General features: G+C 63.3%; 22 protein-coding genes and 1 other RNA gene. 11 read left to right on the forward strand and 12 right to left on the reverse strand.

Annotated elements, in window-relative coordinates; translation table 11 throughout:
- Positions 1 to 111: 111 nt before the first annotated feature.
- The 7 genes from rnpB to C8N43_RS14585 form a co-directional block, all read right to left on the reverse strand.
- An RNA gene (gene rnpB, locus C8N43_RS14555) (RNase P RNA component class A) lies at positions 112 to 494 on the reverse strand.
- Between the two features lie 12 nt (positions 495 to 506).
- Positions 507 to 1193 carry an N-acetylmuramoyl-L-alanine amidase gene (locus C8N43_RS14560; protein ID WP_211308606.1) on the reverse strand — a complete coding sequence of 229 codons (687 nt, stop codon included), beginning with the start codon at positions 1191 to 1193 and terminating at the stop codon, positions 507 to 509.
- A complete protein-coding gene (locus tag C8N43_RS14565; protein WP_107846500.1) occupies positions 1193 to 1924 on the reverse strand; it encodes a hypothetical protein in 732 nt (243 codons plus the stop codon). The genes C8N43_RS14560 and C8N43_RS14565 overlap by 1 nt, the downstream gene beginning before the upstream one ends.
- 36 nt (positions 1925 to 1960) lie before the next feature.
- Positions 1961 to 3442: an Asp-tRNA(Asn)/Glu-tRNA(Gln) amidotransferase subunit GatA gene (gene gatA, locus C8N43_RS14570; protein WP_107846501.1), complete on the reverse strand. Its 1482-nt coding sequence runs from the start codon at positions 3440 to 3442 to the stop codon at positions 1961 to 1963.
- Entirely contained in the window at positions 3442 to 3729 is a 288-nt protein-coding gene (gatC, locus tag C8N43_RS14575) for an Asp-tRNA(Asn)/Glu-tRNA(Gln) amidotransferase subunit GatC (protein ID WP_107846502.1), read from the reverse strand. The genes gatA and gatC overlap by 1 nt, the downstream gene beginning before the upstream one ends.
- A 99-nt stretch (positions 3730 to 3828) precedes the next feature.
- Positions 3829 to 4092, reverse strand: coding sequence for a hypothetical protein (locus tag C8N43_RS14580; protein ID WP_107846503.1), 264 nt, complete (start codon positions 4090 to 4092; stop codon positions 3829 to 3831).
- Between the two features lie 392 nt (positions 4093 to 4484).
- Complete coding sequence (locus C8N43_RS14585) at positions 4485 to 4934, reverse strand: nucleoside deaminase (RefSeq protein ID WP_107846504.1); 450 nt, start codon at positions 4932 to 4934, stop codon at positions 4485 to 4487.
- Positions 4935 to 4986: 52 nt separating this feature from the next.
- Between C8N43_RS14585 and C8N43_RS14590 the strand changes: the two genes are divergently transcribed.
- From C8N43_RS14590 to dtd, 11 genes are all read left to right on the forward strand, one after another.
- Positions 4987 to 5811 carry a pseudouridine synthase gene (locus C8N43_RS14590; protein WP_107846505.1) on the forward strand — a complete coding sequence of 275 codons (825 nt, stop codon included), beginning with the start codon at positions 4987 to 4989 and terminating at the stop codon, positions 5809 to 5811.
- Positions 5812 to 6046: 235 nt separating this feature from the next.
- Positions 6047 to 6871, forward strand: a complete 825-nt coding sequence (locus C8N43_RS14595; RefSeq protein ID WP_107846506.1) for a TerC family protein — start codon at positions 6047 to 6049, stop codon at positions 6869 to 6871.
- 138 nt (positions 6872 to 7009) lie between these two features.
- On the forward strand, positions 7010 to 7888 hold the full coding sequence (locus C8N43_RS14600) for a 5-bromo-4-chloroindolyl phosphate hydrolysis family protein (RefSeq protein ID WP_107846507.1): 879 nt from the start codon (positions 7010 to 7012) through the stop codon (positions 7886 to 7888).
- 4 nt (positions 7889 to 7892) lie between these two features.
- A complete protein-coding gene (locus C8N43_RS14605) occupies positions 7893 to 9077 on the forward strand; it encodes a toxic anion resistance protein (protein WP_107846508.1) in 1185 nt (394 codons plus the stop codon).
- A gap of 48 nt (positions 9078 to 9125) precedes the next feature.
- Positions 9126 to 10028 (forward strand): DUF2927 domain-containing protein, encoded by a 903-nt coding sequence (locus tag C8N43_RS14610; RefSeq protein ID WP_245913038.1) that lies wholly within the window; start codon positions 9126 to 9128, stop codon positions 10026 to 10028.
- A 26-nt stretch (positions 10029 to 10054) separates the two neighbouring features.
- Positions 10055 to 11170: an SPFH domain-containing protein gene (locus tag C8N43_RS14615; protein ID WP_107846510.1), complete on the forward strand. Its 1116-nt coding sequence runs from the start codon at positions 10055 to 10057 to the stop codon at positions 11168 to 11170.
- 112 nt (positions 11171 to 11282) lie between these two features.
- Entirely contained in the window at positions 11283 to 11792 is a 510-nt protein-coding gene (locus tag C8N43_RS14620) for a cytochrome b/b6 domain-containing protein (RefSeq protein ID WP_245913040.1), read from the forward strand.
- Position 11793: 1 nt separating this feature from the next.
- Positions 11794 to 12204 carry a hypothetical protein gene (locus tag C8N43_RS14625; protein WP_107846512.1) on the forward strand — a complete coding sequence of 137 codons (411 nt, stop codon included), beginning with the start codon at positions 11794 to 11796 and terminating at the stop codon, positions 12202 to 12204.
- Between the two features lies 1 nt (position 12205).
- Entirely contained in the window at positions 12206 to 13297 is a 1092-nt protein-coding gene (locus tag C8N43_RS14630; protein WP_107846513.1) for a TFIIB-type zinc ribbon-containing protein, read from the forward strand.
- A 15-nt stretch (positions 13298 to 13312) separates the two neighbouring features.
- A complete protein-coding gene (locus C8N43_RS14635) occupies positions 13313 to 14233 on the forward strand; it encodes a carbohydrate kinase family protein (RefSeq protein ID WP_107846514.1) in 921 nt (306 codons plus the stop codon).
- Positions 14230 to 14673, forward strand: coding sequence for a D-aminoacyl-tRNA deacylase (dtd, locus tag C8N43_RS14640; protein WP_107846515.1), 444 nt, complete (start codon positions 14230 to 14232; stop codon positions 14671 to 14673). Before C8N43_RS14635 ends, dtd begins: the two co-directional genes overlap by 4 nt.
- An 11-nt stretch (positions 14674 to 14684) precedes the next feature.
- Here the strand turns inward: dtd and C8N43_RS14645 are convergent, their stop codons facing one another.
- The 5 genes from C8N43_RS14645 to bhcA all read right to left on the reverse strand — a co-directional run bounded on the left by C8N43_RS14645 (position 14685) and on the right by bhcA (position 19779).
- On the reverse strand, positions 14685 to 15293 hold the full coding sequence (locus C8N43_RS14645) for a DJ-1/PfpI family protein (RefSeq protein ID WP_107846516.1): 609 nt from the start codon (positions 15291 to 15293) through the stop codon (positions 14685 to 14687).
- Positions 15294 to 15365: 72 nt separating this feature from the next.
- The gene (gene bhcD / locus C8N43_RS14650; protein ID WP_107846517.1) at positions 15366 to 16331 is read right to left on the reverse strand and encodes an iminosuccinate reductase BhcD; all 966 of its coding nucleotides are present in this window, start codon (positions 16329 to 16331) and stop codon (positions 15366 to 15368) included.
- A gap of 99 nt (positions 16332 to 16430) precedes the next feature.
- Entirely contained in the window at positions 16431 to 17594 is a 1164-nt protein-coding gene (gene bhcC / locus C8N43_RS14655) for a 3-hydroxy-D-aspartate aldolase BhcC (RefSeq protein WP_107846518.1), read from the reverse strand.
- Positions 17595 to 17607: 13 nt separating this feature from the next.
- The gene (bhcB, locus tag C8N43_RS14660) at positions 17608 to 18579 is read right to left on the reverse strand and encodes a beta-hydroxyaspartate dehydratase BhcB (protein WP_107846519.1); all 972 of its coding nucleotides are present in this window, start codon (positions 18577 to 18579) and stop codon (positions 17608 to 17610) included.
- A gap of 6 nt (positions 18580 to 18585) precedes the next feature.
- A complete protein-coding gene (gene bhcA, locus C8N43_RS14665) occupies positions 18586 to 19779 on the reverse strand; it encodes an L-aspartate--glyoxylate aminotransferase BhcA (protein WP_107846520.1) in 1194 nt (397 codons plus the stop codon).
- Positions 19780 to 19836: the final 57 nt, after the last annotated feature.

Genomic DNA, 19836 nt, shown 5'->3' on the forward strand with positions numbered 1-19836 from the left:
ATTGGCTACGCAGATTTCGGGCTCACCTTTCGCGCAACACTTATCTGCTGACACATAAAATCGACCGTCAGCGATAACTGGAACCATCCTCAGGAGCGACAGGCAAAAGATACGCGCGGAGGGCCTGTAAGCCGGATTCTGTCCAAGGAGTTGCCCCCTCTGGATGACCATTCCTCTCAAGCCACAGTCGCCCGTGGCCCTCTAGCTGCCAACCCGAACCTGCTGGGGACAAAGGCATCCCCGAGGGCCGAGGCCCTCGCGCGGTTCCTATTTGGCATTGCTCCCGGTGGGGCTTGCCGTGCCGCCCCTGTTGCCAGGGGCGCGGTGGGCTCTTACCCCACCGTTTCACCCTTACCCCCGGCCTGCGGGGGCGGTCTGTTCTCTGTGGCGCTTTCCGTCGGATTGCTCCGCCCGGGCGTTACCCGGCACCGTTGCCTTGTGGAGTCCGGACTTTCCTCGTGCCCTTGCAGGCCCGCGGCCATCCGGCCCTCCGCGCGTGGTCTGCCCTACGAGACGGCGGGCTGCCGGTCAATGCCCCAGCGCAATGCCAGCGCCTCGGCCATGGCAACATCGCGCGCGGCCACTGGTCCCTCGGCGGACGGATTGAACCGCAGCCGGAAGGCCGCCAGCCGTATGTCGTCCTCGACCTCTGCGGAATAGCCGAACCGGATCGCCGCCGCGTGAAAGCGCACGGGATCAGGCTCCGCATCGCCATACTCGGGCCACACCGCCAGCCCCTGCCGCGCCAAGCGGCGCCAATCGAACCGCCGCCCGGGATCAATCTTGCGCCCCGGCGCCAAATCGGAATGGGCGATCACCGCGTCGGGCGGCATCGACCACCGCGAAAGAACACCCCCCATCAGTGTCTCGAGACTGTCCATCAACCCCGCGCCAAACGGCGCAAAACCGGTATTCGACATCTCAATCCCGATTGAGCGGGAATTGACGTCACCCCGCCCCTGCCATGACCCCGCGCCCGCATGCCACGCGCGCTTCTCTTCCTCGACCAGCTGGATCACGTGGCCGTCCTCGCGGATCAGGTAATGGGCGGAAACCTCCGTCTCCGGGTTGCTCAGCGCGCGGCAAGCCGCCTCGCAATCGGACATGGCTGTGTAGTGCAGCACGACCAGCTCTGGCCGCGCTCCATCCTTGCGGTCACCGAAATTCGGCGAGGGCCGCCACTCCGGCGTCATCAGTTGCGCACAAGGCTCCGGTACTTGGCCGGGTTCCACCCGCAGGCGTAGCCGTCCCCGTCGGGGTCCACACCCAGTTTGTCCTTGGACGGGCCACCGGCCTTCAGGAAGGCATCCTGTGCAAGCTCGCTCGATCCGTAGGACGCGCAGGCCTGCGCTGCCTTGCCCGCGCCAAAGGGCGAGCGTCGGTAAACCTTTTGGCCGACCGGATGCCGCGTCTCAAGCGCGAACTCGATCGGCGTCGGTGTCTTGGCGCCGGGTCGACGCGGCACGGCGGTGGGCTCGATCACCTTGTATTGCGCGCTTTGCGCCTGACGGCGGGCGGCGTCGCTTTCAATCGACTGGCGGCTGGAGACCGCCTGAAAATCCTGCTCATCCGAGATGGACGGATTGTCGAGGTCGGGCTGCAGCGCCGCGTTGGGAGACGTGTTCTGAATGCCCGCAGGCACGCTTTCGCCCCGCGCAGGACGCCCGTCGGTGCCGCGCACCGCGGCGACAGCGGCGCTGGCGGTCTGTTCCGCCTCGGTGGGCGCTGTGCCCGTGGGCGGCGCAACAGTTGCAGGCGCAGTGCCTGCCGCGGTCGTGCCGCGACGCAGCTCCGCCTCGCGGGCCTGACGTTCGGCCAGATAGCTGTCGTAATTCTCAAACCCCACGCCCTTGGCGCTGTCGGGCACCGGAGTGGTACAGGCCGCAATCACGGCCACTGAGAAAACTGCAAACACACCACGCATCGAAACGGCCTCACTTTTTCTTTGTTGCGCGCGAGATTACCACCATTTGGCGGGCTTCGCCACAAAACCGGCGGCCTGCTCCAGCGCATAGGCGGTGTTGAGCAGGTCGCCCTCTTCCCAAGGCCGCCCGATCAGCTGAAGACCCAGCGGAAGCCCTTGTTTATCAAGGCCTGCTGGCACGGCGATGCCGGGCAGACCGGCCAGGTTCACTGTGACCGTAAAGACATCATTGAGGTACATCTGGACCGGATCGGCGTCGGCCATCTCGCCCAGACCGAAAGCGGCCGAGGGCGTTGCGGGCGTCAGGATCGCATCGACGCCTTGGGCGAAGACATCCTCGAAATCCTTCTTGATCAGGGTGCGGACCTTGCGGGCGCGGTTGTAATAGGCATCATAGAAGCCCGCCGACAGCACATACGTGCCGATCATCACACGGCGCTGCACTTCCGGGCCGAACCCTTCGGCGCGGGTCTTCTCGTACATCTCGGTGATGCCGTCGCCTTGCGCCAGCTGCGCGCGGTGCCCGAAGCGCACCCCGTCATAGCGCGCGAGATTCGACGACGCTTCGGCGGGGGCCACGACGTAATAGGCGGGCAGCGCGTATTTCGTGTGGGGCAGCGAGATATCGACGATCTCGGCGCCCGCGTCCTGCATCATCTCGCGACCCTTGGTCCAAAGATCCTCGATCTCCTGCGGCATACCATCTAGGCGGTATTCCTTCGGGATGCCGATCTTCTTGCCCCGGATGTCGCCGGTCAGCGCGGCCTCGAAGTTGGGCACGGCCAGCTCTGCGCTGGTCGAATCCTTCGGATCATGGCCCGACATGGCCTCCAGCATGATCGCCGCGTCGCGCACGGATTTGGTCATCGGCCCAGCTTGGTCGAGCGACGACGCGAAGGCCACCACGCCCCAGCGCGAACAGCGCCCATAGGTGGGCTTCATGCCCGTGATCCCAACGAAGGCCGCAGGCTGTCGGATCGATCCGCCGGTGTCAGTGCCAGTCGCAGCCAAGCACAGATCCGCTGCAACGGCAGAGGCCGAGCCGCCGGATGAGCCGCCCGGGGTCAGATTGCGGTCGTCGATTTTCCACGGGTTTACGACGTCGCCATAACACGACGTCTCGTTCGACGAGCCCATGGCGAACTGGTCCATGTTCAGCTTGCCCAGCATGACCGAGCCCGCATCCCAAAGCTGTTGGGTGATGGTGCTCTCGTATTCGGGCTTGAAGCCTTTCAGGATGTCGGAGGCCGCCTGGGTCTCCACGCCTTTGGTCGCGAACAGGTCCTTGATGCCCAAGGGCACGCCGCACATGGCCGGCGCGTCGCCCGCCTTGATGCGGGTGTCCGCGACCTCGGCCTGAGCCAAGGCGATCTCGGGCGTGTTGTGTACGAAGGCGTTGAGTGCCGCGGAGGCTTCGATCTCGCCCAGGCAGTCCTGCGTGACCTCTTTCGAGGTGAACGCGCCGCTGCGCATTCCATCGCGGGCCTCGGCGATGGTCAGTTTGGAAAGCTCGCCCATTATTCCACCACTTTCGGCACGGCAAAGAAGCCCTCACGCGCATCGGGCGCGTTTTTCAGGATGGCTTCCTGCTGGTTGCCGTCGGTCACCACGTCCTCGCGCCGCTTCAGGCGCATCGGTGTGACCGAGGTCATCGGCTCGACGCCGTCCACATCGACCTCATTGAGCTGCTCCATGAAGGCCAGGATGCCGTTCAGCTCGGAGGCGAGCGTCGGCAAATCCTCTTCCGGCACGGCGATGCGGGCCAGCTTGGCCACGCGGGCGGCAGTTGCGGTGTCGATGGACATGGGGGGCGTCTCCTTACATCTCCGCCCTCGTTTAGCGCCACGCTGGCAGGGCTTCAAGCGGCAGTGTCGCGGGCAGGATGGCCCTGCCCGCGATCGGGCTCAATACAGGCCGCGCATCAGCAGATGCAGGTCGACCTTGGCCTTGTGCGGCTCGGCGGGCGGCAGCCCCAGATCGGCCCGCATGTGATCGTCCAACAGGTCGAGCCGCTCGTATTTGTGGTCGGGCGGCCGCGTCCGCTTGGCGATCCTGGCCAGCAGGCCCAGCAAGACCGGTCTGAGCCCGTGATCGGCGATCAAATCATCGAGCGTGTCGTTCAACGTCGTCCCGAGCGTGTCCGGGGACTTTAAAGGCAATGCGTTCATATGTGTCACATCAGACCGACGCGCGGCGTCGGCTCCTTTTGAGAGAGACGGCCCCGACCACAAAAGCGCAAAACGCAAGCCGAGCGGGGCGGTTACTGTGGGTTTGAAGGTTTGGAAATGTGGCACCCGCAGGTGCCGGCGGTGCACTTAGGCGGCGGTTCCAGATACGCCCTTACAGGCATACTCAAACAGGCCGGTCCAGCGGGAGGATTGACGTTCGAACTTTTGCATCGTGCGTCCTCCTGTGATTGCTGGGTTGCACTGCGCGATGTCGTAGCCGCAAAAGTGAGTCGTGTGAACCTCTTTCCGCTGCGTCAGGCAAAATTGTGCCTGACGCGCCAAAGTCTTTTGAAGACTTTGGACCAGACTTTTCGGGAAAAGTCTGCCCGCGCCTAGCGACGGTCGGCGAAGAAATCCTTCAGGAGCGCCTCGCAAGCGGCAGCGTCGATCCCGTCATAAATCTCGGGCCGGTGATGGGATTGCGGGTGCGAAAACACCCGAGCGCCATGCAATGTACCGCCCGATTTGGGATCAGCCGCCCCGAAATACACCCGGGCCAGCCGCGCATGGGCGATCACGCCCGCGCACATCGCGCAGGGCTCCAGCGTCACATACAGGTCGCAGCCCGTCAGTCGCTCTGCCCCCAAGGCCGCGCAGGCCGCCCGGATCGCCAGCATCTCCGCATGGGCGGACGGGTCGTCGAGTTCCCGAGTTCGGTTCCCCGCCCGCGCCAGCACTGCGCCCTCCGGCGACAGCACCACGGCCCCCACAGGCACTTCGCCGCGCGCGGCGGCGGCGCGCGCTTCCTCCAGCGCGACGGACATATGGGACGTGAACGCCATCCCCGATGCCTAACCCCTTCACAAGAGCGCGCCAAGGGCGTAGGCCCGGCCCATGAGCACTGACACACCCAAGGGCGACCGCATCGCCAAGGTTCTGGCCCGCGCGGGCGTGGCCTCGCGCCGGGGCGCGGAAGCCATGATCGAGGCGGGCCGCGTGACCGTGAACGGCACCCAGATCCTGTCGCCTGCGCTGAACGTGACCGAGGCGGACGTGATCACCGTCGACGGCAAGCCGCTGGCCGCGCCTGAGCCCACGCGCCTGTGGCGCTACTACAAGCCCATCGGGCTGGTCACATCCGAGAGCGACGAGAAAGGCCGCGACACCGTGTTCGAGGCGCTCAAGGACACGCTGCCCCGGGTCGTCAGTGTCGGGCGGCTCGATATCAATTCCGAAGGGCTGTTGCTGCTGACCAATGACGGCGAGATCAAGCGGCGGCTTGAGCTGCCTTCGACCGGCTGGCTGCGCAAATACCGCGTGCGCGTCAATGGCACGCCCGAGGACAAGACCCTTGCCCCCCTGCGCCGGGGCGTCGTCGCCGATGGCGAGAGGTTCCAGCCGATGGAGGTCTCGCTCGACCGCCAGCAAGGCGCCAATGCCTGGCTGACTGTTGGCCTGCGCGAGGGCAAGAACCGCGAAATCCGCCGCGCCATGGCAGAGGTCGGGCTGAAGGTGAACCGGCTGATCCGCGTCAGCTACGGGCCGTTCCGGCTAAACGAATTGAAGCCGGGCGAGGTCGAAGAGGTCAAGGGCCGGGTGCTGAAGGAACAGCTTGGCCTGAAGGCCGATAATGAGAAGCCCATGCTGAAGAAGAAACCGATGAAACGGCGCAGCCGGGCTGCGGCACCTCCCCGAAGTGTTAAGCCCAAAACACGGTAGGGTAACCCATGGGTTACGCTATCCTGCAGCAGGCGTTAACCACAAAATAAGACAACGTCTCGAGTCATTCCGCAGCATGATTTACCATTTTTAACAAAATGTTAAGAAACTCTGCTCAATCCGAACAGCGCCCAAGCACAAGGCATTAACCAAATGCAGGCATGTGGAACTTGTCGCGCTGGCCCCGCGATGTAGTAATACGCGCAACATACAATAATCACGACGGGACAGAAAAATGGCCGATCTGCTGACGCTCGAAAACCTGGGCAACCTCCTGATGCTATGCTTCCTGCAAGCGGTGCTGGGCTTCGACAACCTGCTCTACATCTCGATCGAGAGCCAGCGCGCGCCGGTGGCGCAGCAAAAGGCGGTGCGCTTCTGGGGCATCATCCTGGCGGTGGCCCTGCGGATCATCTTGCTGTTCACAATGGTCTCGCTGCTCAGCTCCCTGACCGAGCCGTTCTATATCTTCGACTGGGAAGGGGTGATCACCGGCGGCGTGAACTTCGCCACCTGCGTCTTTGTATTTGGCGGTATTTTCATCATGTACACGGCGGTCAAGGAGATCGGCCACATGTTGTCGGTCGAACATCTCGGCCATGATGTCAGTGGCAAATCCGGTAAATCCGCAGTGCAGGTGGTGATGCTGATCATCTTCATGAACCTGATCTTCAGCTTCGACTCGGTCCTGTCGGCCATCGCAATTACCGAAGTATTCCCGGTGCTGGCCGCCGCAATCCTGATCTCGGGCCTTGCGATGTTGCTGTTGGCCGATGGTGTGACAGAGTTCCTGCAGAGAAATCGGATGTACGAGGTTCTCGGCCTGTTCATCCTGCTGATCGTGGGCGTGGTGCTGCTGGGTGAAGCCGGCGTGGCCGCAGCGCACGCGGCCCACGACGACGATCTGCAGATGAAGATTTTCGGCTATCCCATTATTCCGATGTCGAAATCTACCTTCTACTTCTCCGTCATCGTGCTGTTTGCGGTCGAGATCATCCAGTCGGGCTATGCCCGCAAGCTGGCCGCAGAGCGCGCAGGCACGCAAGGCGGCGGTCACTAACTGGTAACTGTCGGGGGAAGCGCCTATGTTTCCCCTGAACACACTTGCTGGGGGGCCCATGTCGGCCGGAGCGCTTCAAAAGATCGCCTATGTGCTGCTACTTGGCCTCGTCGCCTTGGCCTCAAGCGGGGTGCTGTGATGGCGCAGAAGTTCGGCGGGCAGTACAGCCCCGGCGGGAATTCGAACGCGCCAAAGCCCGCATTTGGCGGGGCGAAACCGGTCGTTGGGCGCACCCGTGCAAACCTTTTGTTTCTCGCGGCCCTGCCCGTGCTTTTCACAGCGTTCAGCGGCGGCGCGGCAGGCATGGCCACAGCCCTTGGCGCCTTCGCGTTGATGATCCTTGGCGCCTGGTTGACGCGTGAAGGGATCGACGCACAAGCGGCCTACGATGCCCGCACCATTGCCCGCAGACCCGCAATACCGCGCAAGATTTTCGGCGGCATCGCTTTAGCCTTGGGCGTGGCCGTTGCGACGCTGGACACCTCTATCATGGACGGCGTGCTGTACGGCGCGATTGCCTTGGTGCTGCACCTGACCGCCTTCGGGCTCGACCCGTTGAAAAACAAGGTGGCCGAAGGCGTCGACACGTTCCAGACCGACCGCGTCGCCCGCGCGGTGGAAGAGGCAGAGCGGCATCTGAGCGCGATGCTCGATGCGATCAAAAGCGCAGGCGACCGGGTGATGATCGCCCGGGTGGAGCAGTTTCAGGCGACCGCTCGCGCCATGTTTCGCACGGTCGAGGATGACCCGCGCGACCTGACCTCCGCACGGCGATATCTGGGCGTCTACCTGCTGGGCGCGAAGGACGCGACGATCAAGTTCGCCAAGCTCTACGCCCAGAACCGCGACCCGGACGTCAAAGCGGATTACACCGCCCTTCTTGACGATCTAGAAGCAAATTTCACCGCGAAAAATCAGGCACTTCTGACTGATAATCGCACCGACCTCGACATTGAAATCGATGTGCTGCGCGACCGTTTGCAGCGCGAAGGCATCAGACTGCCCGAAGGAGACTGACCCCATGTCCCAGACCATCCGCGAGAAAGCCGCGCAATCCACCCAAGCTGTCGAAGAGTTGCAGGCGGTGGTGCTCGAGGAGCCCTCGACCGAGCTGGTGCCGCTGGCCCAGGCCGACGCGCCCGTGGCCGAGAATATCCGCAAGCGCATGGCCGAGATTGACATAACGGACACCAATTCCATCGTCTCGTTCGGGTCGACCGCGCAGTCGGGCCTGCAAGAGATCAGCCAGTCGATGCTGCAGGACGTAAAGAACAAGGATGTGGGCCCGGCGGGCAACTCCCTGCGCGACATCGTCACCACGATCCGGGGCTTCAACATCTCCGAGATGGACATGCGCCGCGAACGGTCGTGGTGGGAAAAGCTGCTGGGCCGCGCCGCGCCCGCCGCCAATTTCATGGCCCGCTACGAAGACGTGCAAGGCCAGATCGACCGGATCACCGACAACCTGCTGAACCACGAACATGTCCTGCTGAAGGATATCAAATCGCTCGACGTGCTCTATGACCGGACGCTCGATTTCTACAACGAACTGGCGCTCTACATTACCGCCGGCGAAGAGAAACTGGCCGAGCTGGACAGCACCGACATCCCCGCCAAGGAAGCTGCGGTCGATGCGGCCCCCGAGGATCAAAAGGTGATGGCGGCCCAAGAGCTGCGCGACCTGCGCGCCGCCCGCGACGATCTGGAGCGCCGGGTGCATGACCTGAAGCTCACGCGGCAGGTAACGATGCAGTCCCTGCCCTCGATCCGGCTCGTGCAGGAAAATGACAAGTCGCTGGTCACCAAGATCAACTCGACGCTCGTGAACACCGTGCCTTTGTGGGAGACGCAGTTGGCGCAGGCCCTGACGATCCAGCGCTCGTCCGAGGCCGCCGCCGCCGTGCGTGACGCCAACGATCTGACCAACGAGCTGCTGACCGCCAATGCCGAGAACCTGCGCACCGCCAACGCCGCCGTGCGCCAAGAGATGGAACGCGGCGTGTTCGACATCGAGGCCGTGAAACGGGCCAACGCCGATCTGGTCGCCACGATCGAGGAAAGCCTGCAGATCGCCGATGAAGGCAAGCGTAAGCGGGCCGAGGCAGAAGCGGAGATGGAGAAGATGGAGAAAGAGCTGCGCACGACGCTCGCCGCCGCGTCTTCCACCAAGTCGGGCACTGGCGATAATATCGGAACCTCTGTCTAGGCGATGCTGGGGCGCTGGCATCATATCGCGGGACTTTGCGCGGCGGGAATGATCCTCGCCGCCTGCGAAGAGCCCGTGACCAGTCCGCGCCCCGAACAACGTACCGCTCCCAAGCCTGCGCCCGTGGTGCAGGTGGAGCCGTCCGAGCGGTCGAAAGAGCTGTCGAGCTACTATGCCCGCGTTCAGCAACAGTTGTTGACCCAAGGCCTGCTGCGCACCGATGGCGGCGGGATCGACACGCCCTTCTCGAAGCGCCAGCTGGTGGAAAACTTCATCCAGATCGGGGTGTTCAACGAGTTCACGCTGGTCGACGGGCTTTACACCAATGCGCGCTCCGAAGGGCGTGTGCAAAGGTGGGAAAAACCGGTCAACATCTCGATGCAGTTCGGCGATGCCGTCACGCCAGAGATACGCAAGCAGGACCGACAGACCGTAGCCAACTATGCCCGCCGCTTGGGTCGGGTGACCGGCAACCGGGTTGCCACGACCTCAGGTCGGGGAAATTTCCATGTTGCCGTGCTGACCGTGGACGAGATCGAGGCGTTCGGGCCGCAGCTGATGCGCCTGATCCCCGGGCTGGATGCGGGCATCGCGGCGCAGATCACCTCTATGCCGCGCCCGATCTACTGCGCGGTCTACGCCTTCTCGGACGCCGACAAGCCGGACAGTTTCCACTCCGCGGTGGCGATCATCCGGGCCGAACACCCGGACCTGTTGCGCCGCAGCTGCTATCACGAAGAGATCGCCCAAGGTCTGGGCCTGAGCAATGACAGCCCCGCCGCGCGGCCTTCGATCTTCAATGATGACGACGAATTTGCATTGCTGACCCGCCATGACGAGCTGCTGCTGCAAATCCTTTATGACAAGCGCCTGCCGCTTGGCGCGACCCCGCGCGAGGCGCGCCCGGTGATCGAGGTTCTGGCCTCTGAACTGCTGGGCGGCGAGAGTTAACCCCAACCTGTAAGGACACGGATTATATGGGTATTTTCGATTTTCTGACCGGCGAGTTCATCGACGTCATCCATTGGGTCGATGACAGCCGCGACACGATGGTCTGGCGGTTCGAGCGCGAAGGCCACGAGATCAAGTATGGCGCCAAGCTGACCGTACGCGAAGGTCAGGCGGCGGTATTTGTCCATGAGGGCCAGCTGGCGGATGTGTTCACGCCGGGGCTCTATATGCTCGAGACGAACAACATGCCCGTGCTGACCACGATGCAGCACTGGGATCACGGCTTCAAATCGCCCTTCAAGTCCGAGATCTACTTCGTCAACACCACGCGCTTTAATGATCTGAAATGGGGCACGAAGAACCCGATCATGCTGCGCGACCCCGAATTCGGCCCGCTGCGTCTGCGTGCCTTTGGCACTTATTCCGTCCGGGTGACCGACCCTGCGAAGTTCCTGTCTGAAATCGTCGGCACCGATGGCGAGTTCACGATGGATGAGATCAGCTACCAGATCCGCAATATCATCGTGCAAGAGTTCTCCCGGGCGATTGCCTCCTCTGGTATTCCAGCGCTTGATATGGCGGCAAACACCGCCGATCTGGGCAAGCTGATCGCCGCGGCGATCACGCCCATCGTCGCGCAATACGGCCTGTCGATCCCCGAATTCTACATTGAAAACATAAGCCTGCCCCCCGCTGTTGAAGCTGCTTTGGACAAGCGGACCTCCGTGGGCATCGCGGGCGATCTGGGCAAGTTCACGCAGTACTCCGCAGCAGAGGCGATGACCGCTGCGGCCTCCAATCCCGGTGCGGCCGGAGGTGGCATGGGCGCGGGCATAGGCGCCGGGCTGGGTATGGCGATGGCAGGTCAGATGGGCGCGGGCGGACCATGGGGCCAAGCGCCCGCTGCAGCGGCTCCGTCACCGCCACCGCCGCCGGTCGAGCATGTCTGGCATATTGCAGAAGCGGGCGAGACCAAGGGGCCGTTTTCCAAGGCCGCGTTGGGTCGCATGGCCGCCGAGGGCAGCCTGAGCCGCGAAAGCTTGGTCTGGACGCCCGGTCAGGATGGCTGGATGCGGGCCGAAGATGTGCAAGAGCTTGCGCAGCTCTTCACCATCCTGCCACCACCTCCGCCGCCCGCCTGACCGCTTGCCGAAGGCCGAGAGATCACAACACGGTGTTCCCCGCTGCGCAGCGCGGGAGGTTTCGGGTAACATGCCACCGATGACCTTTTCATTGCCCCATAGACGCACTTGGTTGAAATGGCTCCATTGGGGGATCCTGCCGTTCTTCGTGTGGTTCCTGTTCGCCGATCCAGACGCGCTGCGCCGGGCGGGCAAGTGGGTGTTCCGCTTCCACTCGGTGATGGGGTTGATTTTCGTCACGCTGGCGTTGGCCTGGACGGCGACTTATCTGCGCTCGGGGCTGGCATCGCGACCCGGCCCGAAGCTACCCTGCTGGGCGAGGCGGGTGCATCGCGCGATGCATGTCACGCTGGTCTGGGGCCTGTTTCTTGTGGCGTTCGGTGGCTTTTTGCTGGGACTGACCTCGACCGTGACGCTTTGGGCGGGGGGTATCATTCCCATAGCCCCACCGATGGGCTGGCCGAAGCTGAACGCGCTCGTCGGAGACGCGCATACCTACCAATTCTACCTGCTGGCTGGGCTCGCGGCCGCGCATGCGGGCTTCCACATTTGGCGACATTATCACTTGCGCGACAACGCGCTTCGTATCATGGCACCAAAGGCGATGCATAGGTGGCTTTGAGATGACACGGGACGGGTGGAACAAGGCGCTCCATTGGAGCCATTCGGGCCTGATGGGTCTGGTGCTGCTGGCGCCCTCGACCCTGGTTCTGGCGCTCTACGCTGCCTGCGCTCTGGCATGGGCCGGGATTTTTGCGTGGCGTGGCCCGGCGCATAGACCCGGTCCAAAACTCGAGGGCGCGGCCCGGCTGTTTCACATCTGGGGCCATCGGGCGTTGTATCTGGGCGCGGCTGTCGCGGGGATCAGCGCGGTCGCCACGATCTTTGGCATTGAGACTCCTTTACACCAACTGATCCTGGCGCTCTTCGCCGGCGGGATGCTGCACGCGATTTTCCATCTATGGCGGCATACGACCTTGATGGATGGGGCGCTGAAGCTGATCTTGCCCAAAGCGATGCACGGGATTCTGTAGCATGGCCGATACCGTCATCGAGCAGCACCGCTTCCCCTGCGACACCTGCGGCTCGGACTTGCGCTTTGATCCCAGCACAGGGCAGATGACCTGCTATCATTGCGGCAACACCGAGCCGCTGAGCAGCGGCAACGCCCGCGATATCAGCGAGCTGGATTTCAACGCGGCCATCGCCAACGCGCTCGACGCCGCGGAGATGGAAGAAACCCGCGTCTCCACCTGCCCCAACTGCGCGGCGCAGGTCGCGTTCGATCCTGACACACACGCGGCGGAATGCCCGTTCTGCGCCACGCCCGTCGTGACCGATACCGGCACCCACCGCCATATCAAGCCCCGCGCCGTTCTGCCGTTCCAGATCGAGGAGCGCGCCGCCAAATCCCGCATGACCGACTGGCTGGGCGGGCTCTGGTTCGCGCCCAATGGGCTGCAGGACTACGCCAAGAAGGGCCGCGCGCTCAGCGGTATCTACGTGCCCCACTGGACCTATGACGCGGACACCAAGACCGCATATACCGGCCAGCGCGGCACAGTGTACTACGAGACCCGCACCGTCGTGCGTGATGGCAAGCGGCGTCAGCAGAGGGTCGCCAAGACCCGGTGGACGGGGGTTCGCGGACGGGTCGCACGGGCCTTCGACGATGTGCTGGTGCTTGCCTCCTCCTCGCTGCCGCGCCGCTACACCGAACGGCTGGCCCCGTGGGACTTATCGCACCTCGTGCCTTACTCACCCGAATACCTCGCGGGGTTTCGCGCCGAAGGCTACACCGTGTCGTTGCAGGACGGCTTTAATGATGCTCGGGCCAAGATGGACGCGATGATTACCCGAGACATCCGTTTCGACATCGGTGGCGACAAGCAGCGCATCACCTCCGCCCAGACGCAGGTTCGCGATGTCACGTTCAAACATATCCTGCTGCCGGTCTGGATGGCGGCCTACAAGTATCGCGGGCGCACCTATCGCTTCGTGGTAAACGGCCAGACCGGCCATGTGCAGGGCGAGCGGCCGTATTCGCGCGCAAAAATCGCCGTGGCCGTGATCCTGGGCTTGCTCGTGGCGGGGGCGCTCGGCTACATGTTTGCGCTAACACAGTAACCCGAGGACGGTTCCATGATCCTATGCTGCGGCGAGGCCCTGATCGACATGCTGCCCCGCGAGACCACGGCGGGCGAGCCCGCCTTCGCACCCTACGCTGGCGGCGCGGTATTCAACACGGCGATTGCCTTGGGGCGATTGGGAGCCGAGCCGGGCTTCTTCTCAGGACTGTCTACGGATTTATTTGGCGAGCTCTTGGTCGAGAAACTGTCCGAAGCCGGGGCCTCGGCGGAACTCGCCCATCGCTCCGACCGCCCGACGACGCTGGCCTTCGTGCGGCTCGAGGACGGGCATGCGACCTACACGTTTTACGACGAGAACAGCGCTCTGCGGGTCATGACCGAGAACGACCTGCCGACATTACCCGCGTCTGTCAAAGCACTGTTTTTCGGGGGTATTTCCCTTGTGGGCGAGCCGTGCGGTTCCGCGTATGAGGCGTTGATGGCCCGCGAAGCCGACGCCCGTGTGAGCATGATCGACCCAAATATCCGCCCCTCCTTCGTGACCGACCGCGCGGCCTATGTCGCCCGGATCAGCGCGATGATGGCGCAGGCCGACATCGTGAAGCTCAGCGATGAGGACCTGCATTGGCTCGAAGGGGATGGCGATCTGGCGGACCTTGCCCGCAGCATCGTCGACCGTGGCGCAAAGATCGTCCTGATCACCGAAGGCGCCAAAGGCGCGAGGGCCTATACCGCCGCCCACACGGTCCTTGTCCCGGCTGAGAAGGTCGACGTCGTCGATACCGTCGGTGCGGGCGACACGTTTAACGCAGGCGTGCTTTCGGCGCTTCAAAAGGCGAAAGCTTTGGACAAGGCAACCCTCGCTGACGCGCCCGAAGCACTGCTGCGCGACGCGCTCACCATGGGCATCCGCACTGCCGCGATCACAGTCTCGCGCGCAGGGGCAAATCCGCCCTGGGCATCTGAGCTGTGAGAGCCCTGCTGCAGCGCGTGACCGAGGCCTCGGTCACGGTCGGCGGTACGGTTATCGGCGAGATTGGTCCGGGGCTTTTGATCCTGATCTGCGCGATGGACGGCGACGAGGCCACACAATCGGCCAAGCTCGCCGCGAAAATTTCGAAGCTGCGCATCTTCAAGGATGAGGCCGGCAAGATGAACCGCTCCGTGTTGGACACAGGCGGCAGTGCTTTGGTGGTCAGCCAGTTCACGCTGGCCGCCGACACGTCGCGCGGAAATCGACCCGGCTTCTCGACCGCGGCCCGCCCTACCGAGGGCGAGGCGCTCTATCTGCGCTTCGTGGAAGACCTGCGTGCCCTCGGCATGCCGACGGAGACCGGAGAATTCGGCGCGGACATGTCAGTCGCCTTAGTCAATGACGGCCCGGTGACGATCTGGATGGACGACCGAGGCTAGGTCTGGCGCGCTCAGACCAGACCGGAGGATTTCGCGAACGGATCCCAGCTTGCGTCCTTGTGCCAGGCATATTCGCAGCCCTCGGCCATCTCGTCGGCCCGTTCCATCCCGAACAGGTCAGCGGCCACCGCCAGCGCGGCATCCATCCCGGCAGACACGCCTGACGCGGTGTAGAACTTGCCGTCCTCGACCCACCGCGCCTGCTTGACCCATTCCACCCTCGGGGCCAGATGCACCGTGTCGTTGAAGTCGAGCTTGTTGGTCGTGGCCCGCCGCCCGTCCAGAACACCGGTCATCCCCAGCAGCACGGTCCCGGTGCACACGGCGAGCACCTTTTCGGCGGTTGCGCAGACCTGCGTGATCCACTCCATCAGCTCCGGGTCTTTCGCGGCCTCCAGCGCCGAGTCGCCGCCCGGGATGAACAGCAGGTCATAGGCCGTTTGGTCCGATAGGATCTTGTCGACGACGATCCGCTGCCCATGGCGGCTGATCACGGGATCGCGCGTTTGCGCCACGGTCGTGATCTCGATCTCGTCGCGAAATCCGCCAAGCAACTCAATGGGGCCGAAGAAGTCCAAGGTCTGAAACTCGGGGAAGACCAATGCGGCCATTTTCATCATGTCGGGGACCTGCTTTTGGAGTTCATCCCGAAGCTTGCACAGGTCGCGGACGCCTGCGCAAGCGGCGCATCTTTAAAAGTCCACTTCGATCGCCACACCCCGTTCCACCGCGATCTCAACCACAGATTGGGCAACGGCTAAGTCCTGCAGCCCCACCCCGGTACCATCGAACAGCGTGATCTCATCGTCGCTCGACCGCCCCTTGTGGACCCCGTTGATCACGTCTCCGATCTGATTGACCTCGGTCTCCATGATCAGCCCCGCCTTGACCGCATGTTGAGCCTCGCCGATGGAGATCGACTGCGCCACTTCGTCGGTGAACACGGTGGCCCGGGCCAGCAGCTCGGCCTCGCATTCCTGCTTGCCGATGGTGTCGGTACCCATGCACGCCACATGGGTGCCCGGCGCAATGTGATCGGGCCCAAAGATCGGCGCGAAGGACGAGGTGATCGAGATCACCACATCGGCCTCGGTCATACCCTCGAGTTGCACCTCTTCGAAGGGCAGGTCGAACTCGGCGGCGACCTCTGCCATGCCGGGCAGCATCTCGGGGTGGTAGTTCCAGCTGATCACCTTCTCGAACGCATGGGTTTGCAGGGCCGAGCGCAGCTGGAACTTGGCCTGATGGCCCGCGCCGATCATGCCCATCACGCGCGCATCCTTGCGCGCCAGATGCTTGATCGAGACAGAAGACGCCGCCGCCGTGCGCAGGGCCGTCAGCAGATTGCCGCCAACCATGGACGCGACACGGCCCGTATCGGGGTCGAATAGAAACACGGTGGATTGGTGATTGATCAGTCCGCGCTTCTCAAGATTGTGCGGCCAGTAGCCCCCGGCCTTCAGCCCCAGCGCCATGCCCTTGCCGTCAAAGCCCCCCTTGAAGCCGTAAAGCGCCTCTTCGTGGCCGATGGCCTCGCGGATCACAGGGAAGTTGTAGGCATCACCCTTGGCCATGGAGGCAAAGACCGCCTCCACCGCGTCAAAGCTCGCCTCAGCCGAGATCAGGTCCGCAATGGCGGATTCGGGCACAATATACATCGGGTCGTCCTTATCATGTGGTCTTGCACAAAGGGCGGGCCCCAAAGCGCCCGCCCCCAGTGTTTCATCTTGGCAAAAATAGTCCCCCCGAAGGGTCGCCTAGTAAGCTTTCCCGCGGGCCGAGACGGGCCACAGCGTTTCCACCTTGCCATTGCGCACGCCAACATACCAATCGTGCACGTTGCAGGTCGGGTCACAGTGGCCGGGCACCAGCTTCAGCTTGTCGTTGACCTTCAAAACCCCGTCCGGGTCGGCCACGACGCCGTGCTCGTCAGAGCATTTGACGTATTCAACATCGTCGCGCCCGTAGATCGTGGGCAGGCCACTATCCACCGACTGGGCCTTCAGCCCCGCATCTACGATGGCCTTGTCGGCCTTCGCGTGGGACATCACGGAGGTCAGGATGAACAGCGCGTTCTCCCATTCGCCCTGGTCGATGCGGTTGCCATCTTTGTCAAGAATGCGACCGTAATCCGCATCCATGAACGCGTAGGAGCCGCATTGCAGCTCGTTGAACACGCCCGACGCGCTCTCGAAGTAGTAGCTGCCCGTGCCGCCGCCGCCGACGATATCGCTCTCGATGCCTTCGGCTTTGAGCATATCAAGCGTCTCGCGCACCTGCTCAATCGCGACGGAGGTCTTTTCCTTGCGGTCCTCGTAGCTGTCCATGTGCTGCATCGCGCCTTGGTAGGCTTGGATGCCTGCATATTTCAGCCCCGGGGCGGCGTCGATGGCCTTGGCCAAATCCACAACGGGCTGGCCGTATTGCACGCCGCAGCGACCCGCACCCACGTCGATTTCGACAAGGCACTCGATCTGCGTGCCGTGCTTTTGCGCGGCCTCGGACAGCTCCGCCACGTTGTCCATGTCATCGACGCAGCAGATGGCACGCGCGCCGAGCTTGGGCAGGCGGGCAAGGCGGTCGATCTTTTCGGGCTGGCGCACCTGGTTGGAGACCAGCACGTCCTTGATGCCGCCGCGGGCGAAGACCTCGGCCTCGGACACTTTCTGGCAGCAGACGCCGACGGAGCCGCCGAGCTTTTCCTGCAAAAGCGCGACGTCGACGGATTTGTGCATCTTGCCATGCACCCGGTGGCGCATCCCATGGGACTTGGCAAAATCGCCCATCTTCTTGATGTTGCGCTCCAGCGCGTCGAGGTCCAGCACGAGGCACGGCGTGGCGATGTCCGCCTCGTCCATTCCGGGCAGCGCCGGCACGTCGTAGCCGACTTCCAGCTCTTCAAAATTCACGTTATCTTTCATCGTATCTCTCCCGTTAATTCAGCATCCATGGCAGCTTGTCGAGATCGACATTGCCGCCTGTTACGATCACGCCGACCCGCTTGCCGGCAAACTTTTCCTTGTTCTTCAAAATGGTGGCCAGCGGCACCGCGCAGCTGGGCTCCATCACGATCTTCATGCGCTGCCAGGTGAGCTTCATCGCGTCGATGATCTCCTGCTCGGACGCGGTCAGGATGTCGCTCACATAGTTGCTGACGAAATGCCATGTGCGTTCCTTCAGCGGCACTTTCAGCCCGTCCGCGATGGTTTCTGGTGCATCATCTGCAATGATGTGGCCCGCTTTGAACGAGCGGTAGGCATCGTCGGCCTGTTCCGGCTCGGACGCGATGATCTGCACCTCCGGCGCAATGTTGCTGAGCGTCAGGCAGGTGCCCGAGATCATGCCGCCGCCGCCGATGGGCGCGACCATCATGTCGACGCCGCCGGTCTGTTCCATGAACTCGCGCGAGCAGGTCCCCTGCCCGGCGATTACACGCGGATCGTTGTAGGGATGCACGAAATCGCCGCCCGTTTTGGCCTGCACCTCGGCGAACACCTCTTCGCGTGACGTGGTCGACGGTTCACATTCGGTGATGATCCCGCCATAGCCGCGCACGGCGGCCTTCTTCGCCTCGGGGGCCGTGCGGGGCATAACCACATTGCACGGGATCCCACGGCGGCCCGCCGCGTAGGACAGCGACAAGGCGTGGTTGCCCGACGAGTGCGTGCACACACCTTTGGCCGCATCCTCTTCCGACAAGCCGAACACTGCGTTAGAGGCCCCGCGCACCTTGAACGCGCCTGCCTTTTGGAAGTTCTCGCACTTGAAGAACAGCTCTGCGCCGGTCAGCTCGTTAAAGTAGGATGACGTCAGGACCGGTGTGCGGTGGATGTAGGGCGCGATACGCTCATGGGCCTCCAGCACGTCGTCATAGGTCGGGATATACATCTCGCTTACGTCTTTCATGTCAGATCACTCCGCAGCCAGCGCGAGCACATTGTCGCCGTGGCGATAGACAGACTGGGCCGCGGCGACGCCGGAGCCCAATTCGATCGGGTAGCCCAGATCGGCCATGCACATCTCAGCCACGGACAGGCCCGACAGCATCATTGCGTCGGTAAGCTGGCCCAGATGGCCGATGCGGAACACCTTGCCCGCGACCTCGCCCAGGCCGACGCCAAAGGCCATGTCATACTCCGACGCGGCGCGGGTCACGACGTCTGTGCCGTTGAAACCGTCGGGCACCTTCACGGCCGTTACCGTATCAGAAAACAGGTCCGGTGTCTTGGCGTAAGGCGTCATGCCCCAGGCCTCAATCGCGGCGCGCACGCCGGTGGCGATGCGAGTGTGGCGAGCATAGACATTGTCCAAGCCTTCGGTCAGCAGATCTTCCACCGCGACGGACAGGCCGTGGATCAGGCCAACCGGCGGTGTGTAGGGAAAGCCGCCGCCGGCCATGCTGTCGCGCATGTCGCGAAAATCGAAGAAGGTGCGGGGCAGCTTCGCCGTTTCCATCGCAGCCACGGCCTTGGGGGAGATGCCGCAAATTGCAAGGCCCGCGGGAAGCATGAAGCCCTTCTGCGAACCGGTGATGGCGACGTCGACGCCCCAGTCATCCATGTGGAACGGCATCGACGCAATGGAGGACACGCCGTCGACAAAGAACATTGCCGGATGGCCTGCGGCATCCATGGCGCCGCGCACGGCGGCGATGTCTGACTTAACACCGGTGGCTGTCTCGTTATGGGTGGCAAGAACGGCCTTGATGCGGTGCTCTTTGTCATTGGTAAGCGCCTCTTCGATGGCCGCGATGGGCGCGCCCTCGCCCCACGGGGTCTCGATGATCTGCACGTTCAGACCATGACGCTGGCACAGGTCAATCCAGCGATGGGAGAACATGCCGAAGCGCGCCGCCAGGACGGTATCGCCCGGGGAAAGCGTGTTGGACACGGCCGCTTCCCAGCCGCCGGTGCCCGTCGCTGGGAACAGGATCACCTCGCCGTCCGTCGTGCCGAGGATGGTCTTCACGCCTTCAAGCGCAGGCTTCAACATCCCTGCAAATGCGGGGCCACGGTGGTCGAGGGTCGCCATATCGGCGGCCTTGCGCAGGTGCTCGGGCATGTTGGTCGGGCCGGGGATGAAAACCGGGTTCTGGGACGTTCTCATATCAAAATCCTCCACTAATCCCTTTGGTAGATATCGGTCCAACCCCGATTCCACAAT

Origin of the sequence: Litoreibacter ponti, assembly GCF_003054285.1 — a bacterium.
Classification (GTDB): Bacteria; Pseudomonadota; Alphaproteobacteria; order Rhodobacterales; family Rhodobacteraceae; genus Litoreibacter; species Litoreibacter ponti.

Bases quoted from the DNA above. Each gene is read 5' to 3' on its own strand.
- C8N43_RS14645 (WP_107846516.1), bottom strand. From the start codon at position 15,293: ATGATGAAAATGGCCGCATTGGTCTTCCCCGAGTTTCAGACCTTGGAC.
- C8N43_RS14630 (WP_107846513.1), top strand. From the start codon at position 12,206: ATGGCCGATACCGTCATCGAGCAGCACCGCTTCCCCTGCGACACCTGC.
- gatA (WP_107846501.1), bottom strand. From the start codon at position 3,442: ATGGGCGAGCTTTCCAAACTGACCATCGCCGAGGCCCGCGATGGAATG.
- C8N43_RS14610 (WP_245913038.1), top strand. From the start codon at position 9,126: ATGATCCTCGCCGCCTGCGAAGAGCCCGTGACCAGTCCGCGCCCCGAA.
- C8N43_RS14605 (WP_107846508.1), top strand. From the start codon at position 7,893: ATGTCCCAGACCATCCGCGAGAAAGCCGCGCAATCCACCCAAGCTGTC.
- C8N43_RS14565 (WP_107846500.1), bottom strand. From the start codon at position 1,924: ATGCGTGGTGTGTTTGCAGTTTTCTCAGTGGCCGTGATTGCGGCCTGT.
- bhcD (WP_107846517.1), bottom strand. From the start codon at position 16,331: ATGTATATTGTGCCCGAATCCGCCATTGCGGACCTGATCTCGGCTGAG.
- bhcB (WP_107846519.1), bottom strand. From the start codon at position 18,579: ATGAAAGACGTAAGCGAGATGTATATCCCGACCTATGACGACGTGCTG.
- C8N43_RS14585 (WP_107846504.1), bottom strand. From the start codon at position 4,934: ATGGCGTTCACGTCCCATATGTCCGTCGCGCTGGAGGAAGCGCGCGCC.
- C8N43_RS14635 (WP_107846514.1), top strand. From the start codon at position 13,313: ATGATCCTATGCTGCGGCGAGGCCCTGATCGACATGCTGCCCCGCGAG.
- C8N43_RS14560 (WP_211308606.1), bottom strand. From the start codon at position 1,193: ATGACGCCGGAGTGGCGGCCCTCGCCGAATTTCGGTGACCGCAAGGAT.
- bhcA (WP_107846520.1), bottom strand. From the start codon at position 19,779: ATGAGAACGTCCCAGAACCCGGTTTTCATCCCCGGCCCGACCAACATG.
- C8N43_RS14625 (WP_107846512.1), top strand. From the start codon at position 11,794: ATGACACGGGACGGGTGGAACAAGGCGCTCCATTGGAGCCATTCGGGC.
- C8N43_RS14580 (WP_107846503.1), bottom strand. From the start codon at position 4,092: ATGAACGCATTGCCTTTAAAGTCCCCGGACACGCTCGGGACGACGTTG.
- C8N43_RS14615 (WP_107846510.1), top strand. From the start codon at position 10,055: ATGGGTATTTTCGATTTTCTGACCGGCGAGTTCATCGACGTCATCCAT.
- C8N43_RS14600 (WP_107846507.1), top strand. From the start codon at position 7,010: ATGGCGCAGAAGTTCGGCGGGCAGTACAGCCCCGGCGGGAATTCGAAC.
- bhcC (WP_107846518.1), bottom strand. From the start codon at position 17,594: ATGAAAGATAACGTGAATTTTGAAGAGCTGGAAGTCGGCTACGACGTG.
- C8N43_RS14595 (WP_107846506.1), top strand. From the start codon at position 6,047: ATGGCCGATCTGCTGACGCTCGAAAACCTGGGCAACCTCCTGATGCTA.
- gatC (WP_107846502.1), bottom strand. From the start codon at position 3,729: ATGTCCATCGACACCGCAACTGCCGCCCGCGTGGCCAAGCTGGCCCGC.
- C8N43_RS14590 (WP_107846505.1), top strand. From the start codon at position 4,987: ATGAGCACTGACACACCCAAGGGCGACCGCATCGCCAAGGTTCTGGCC.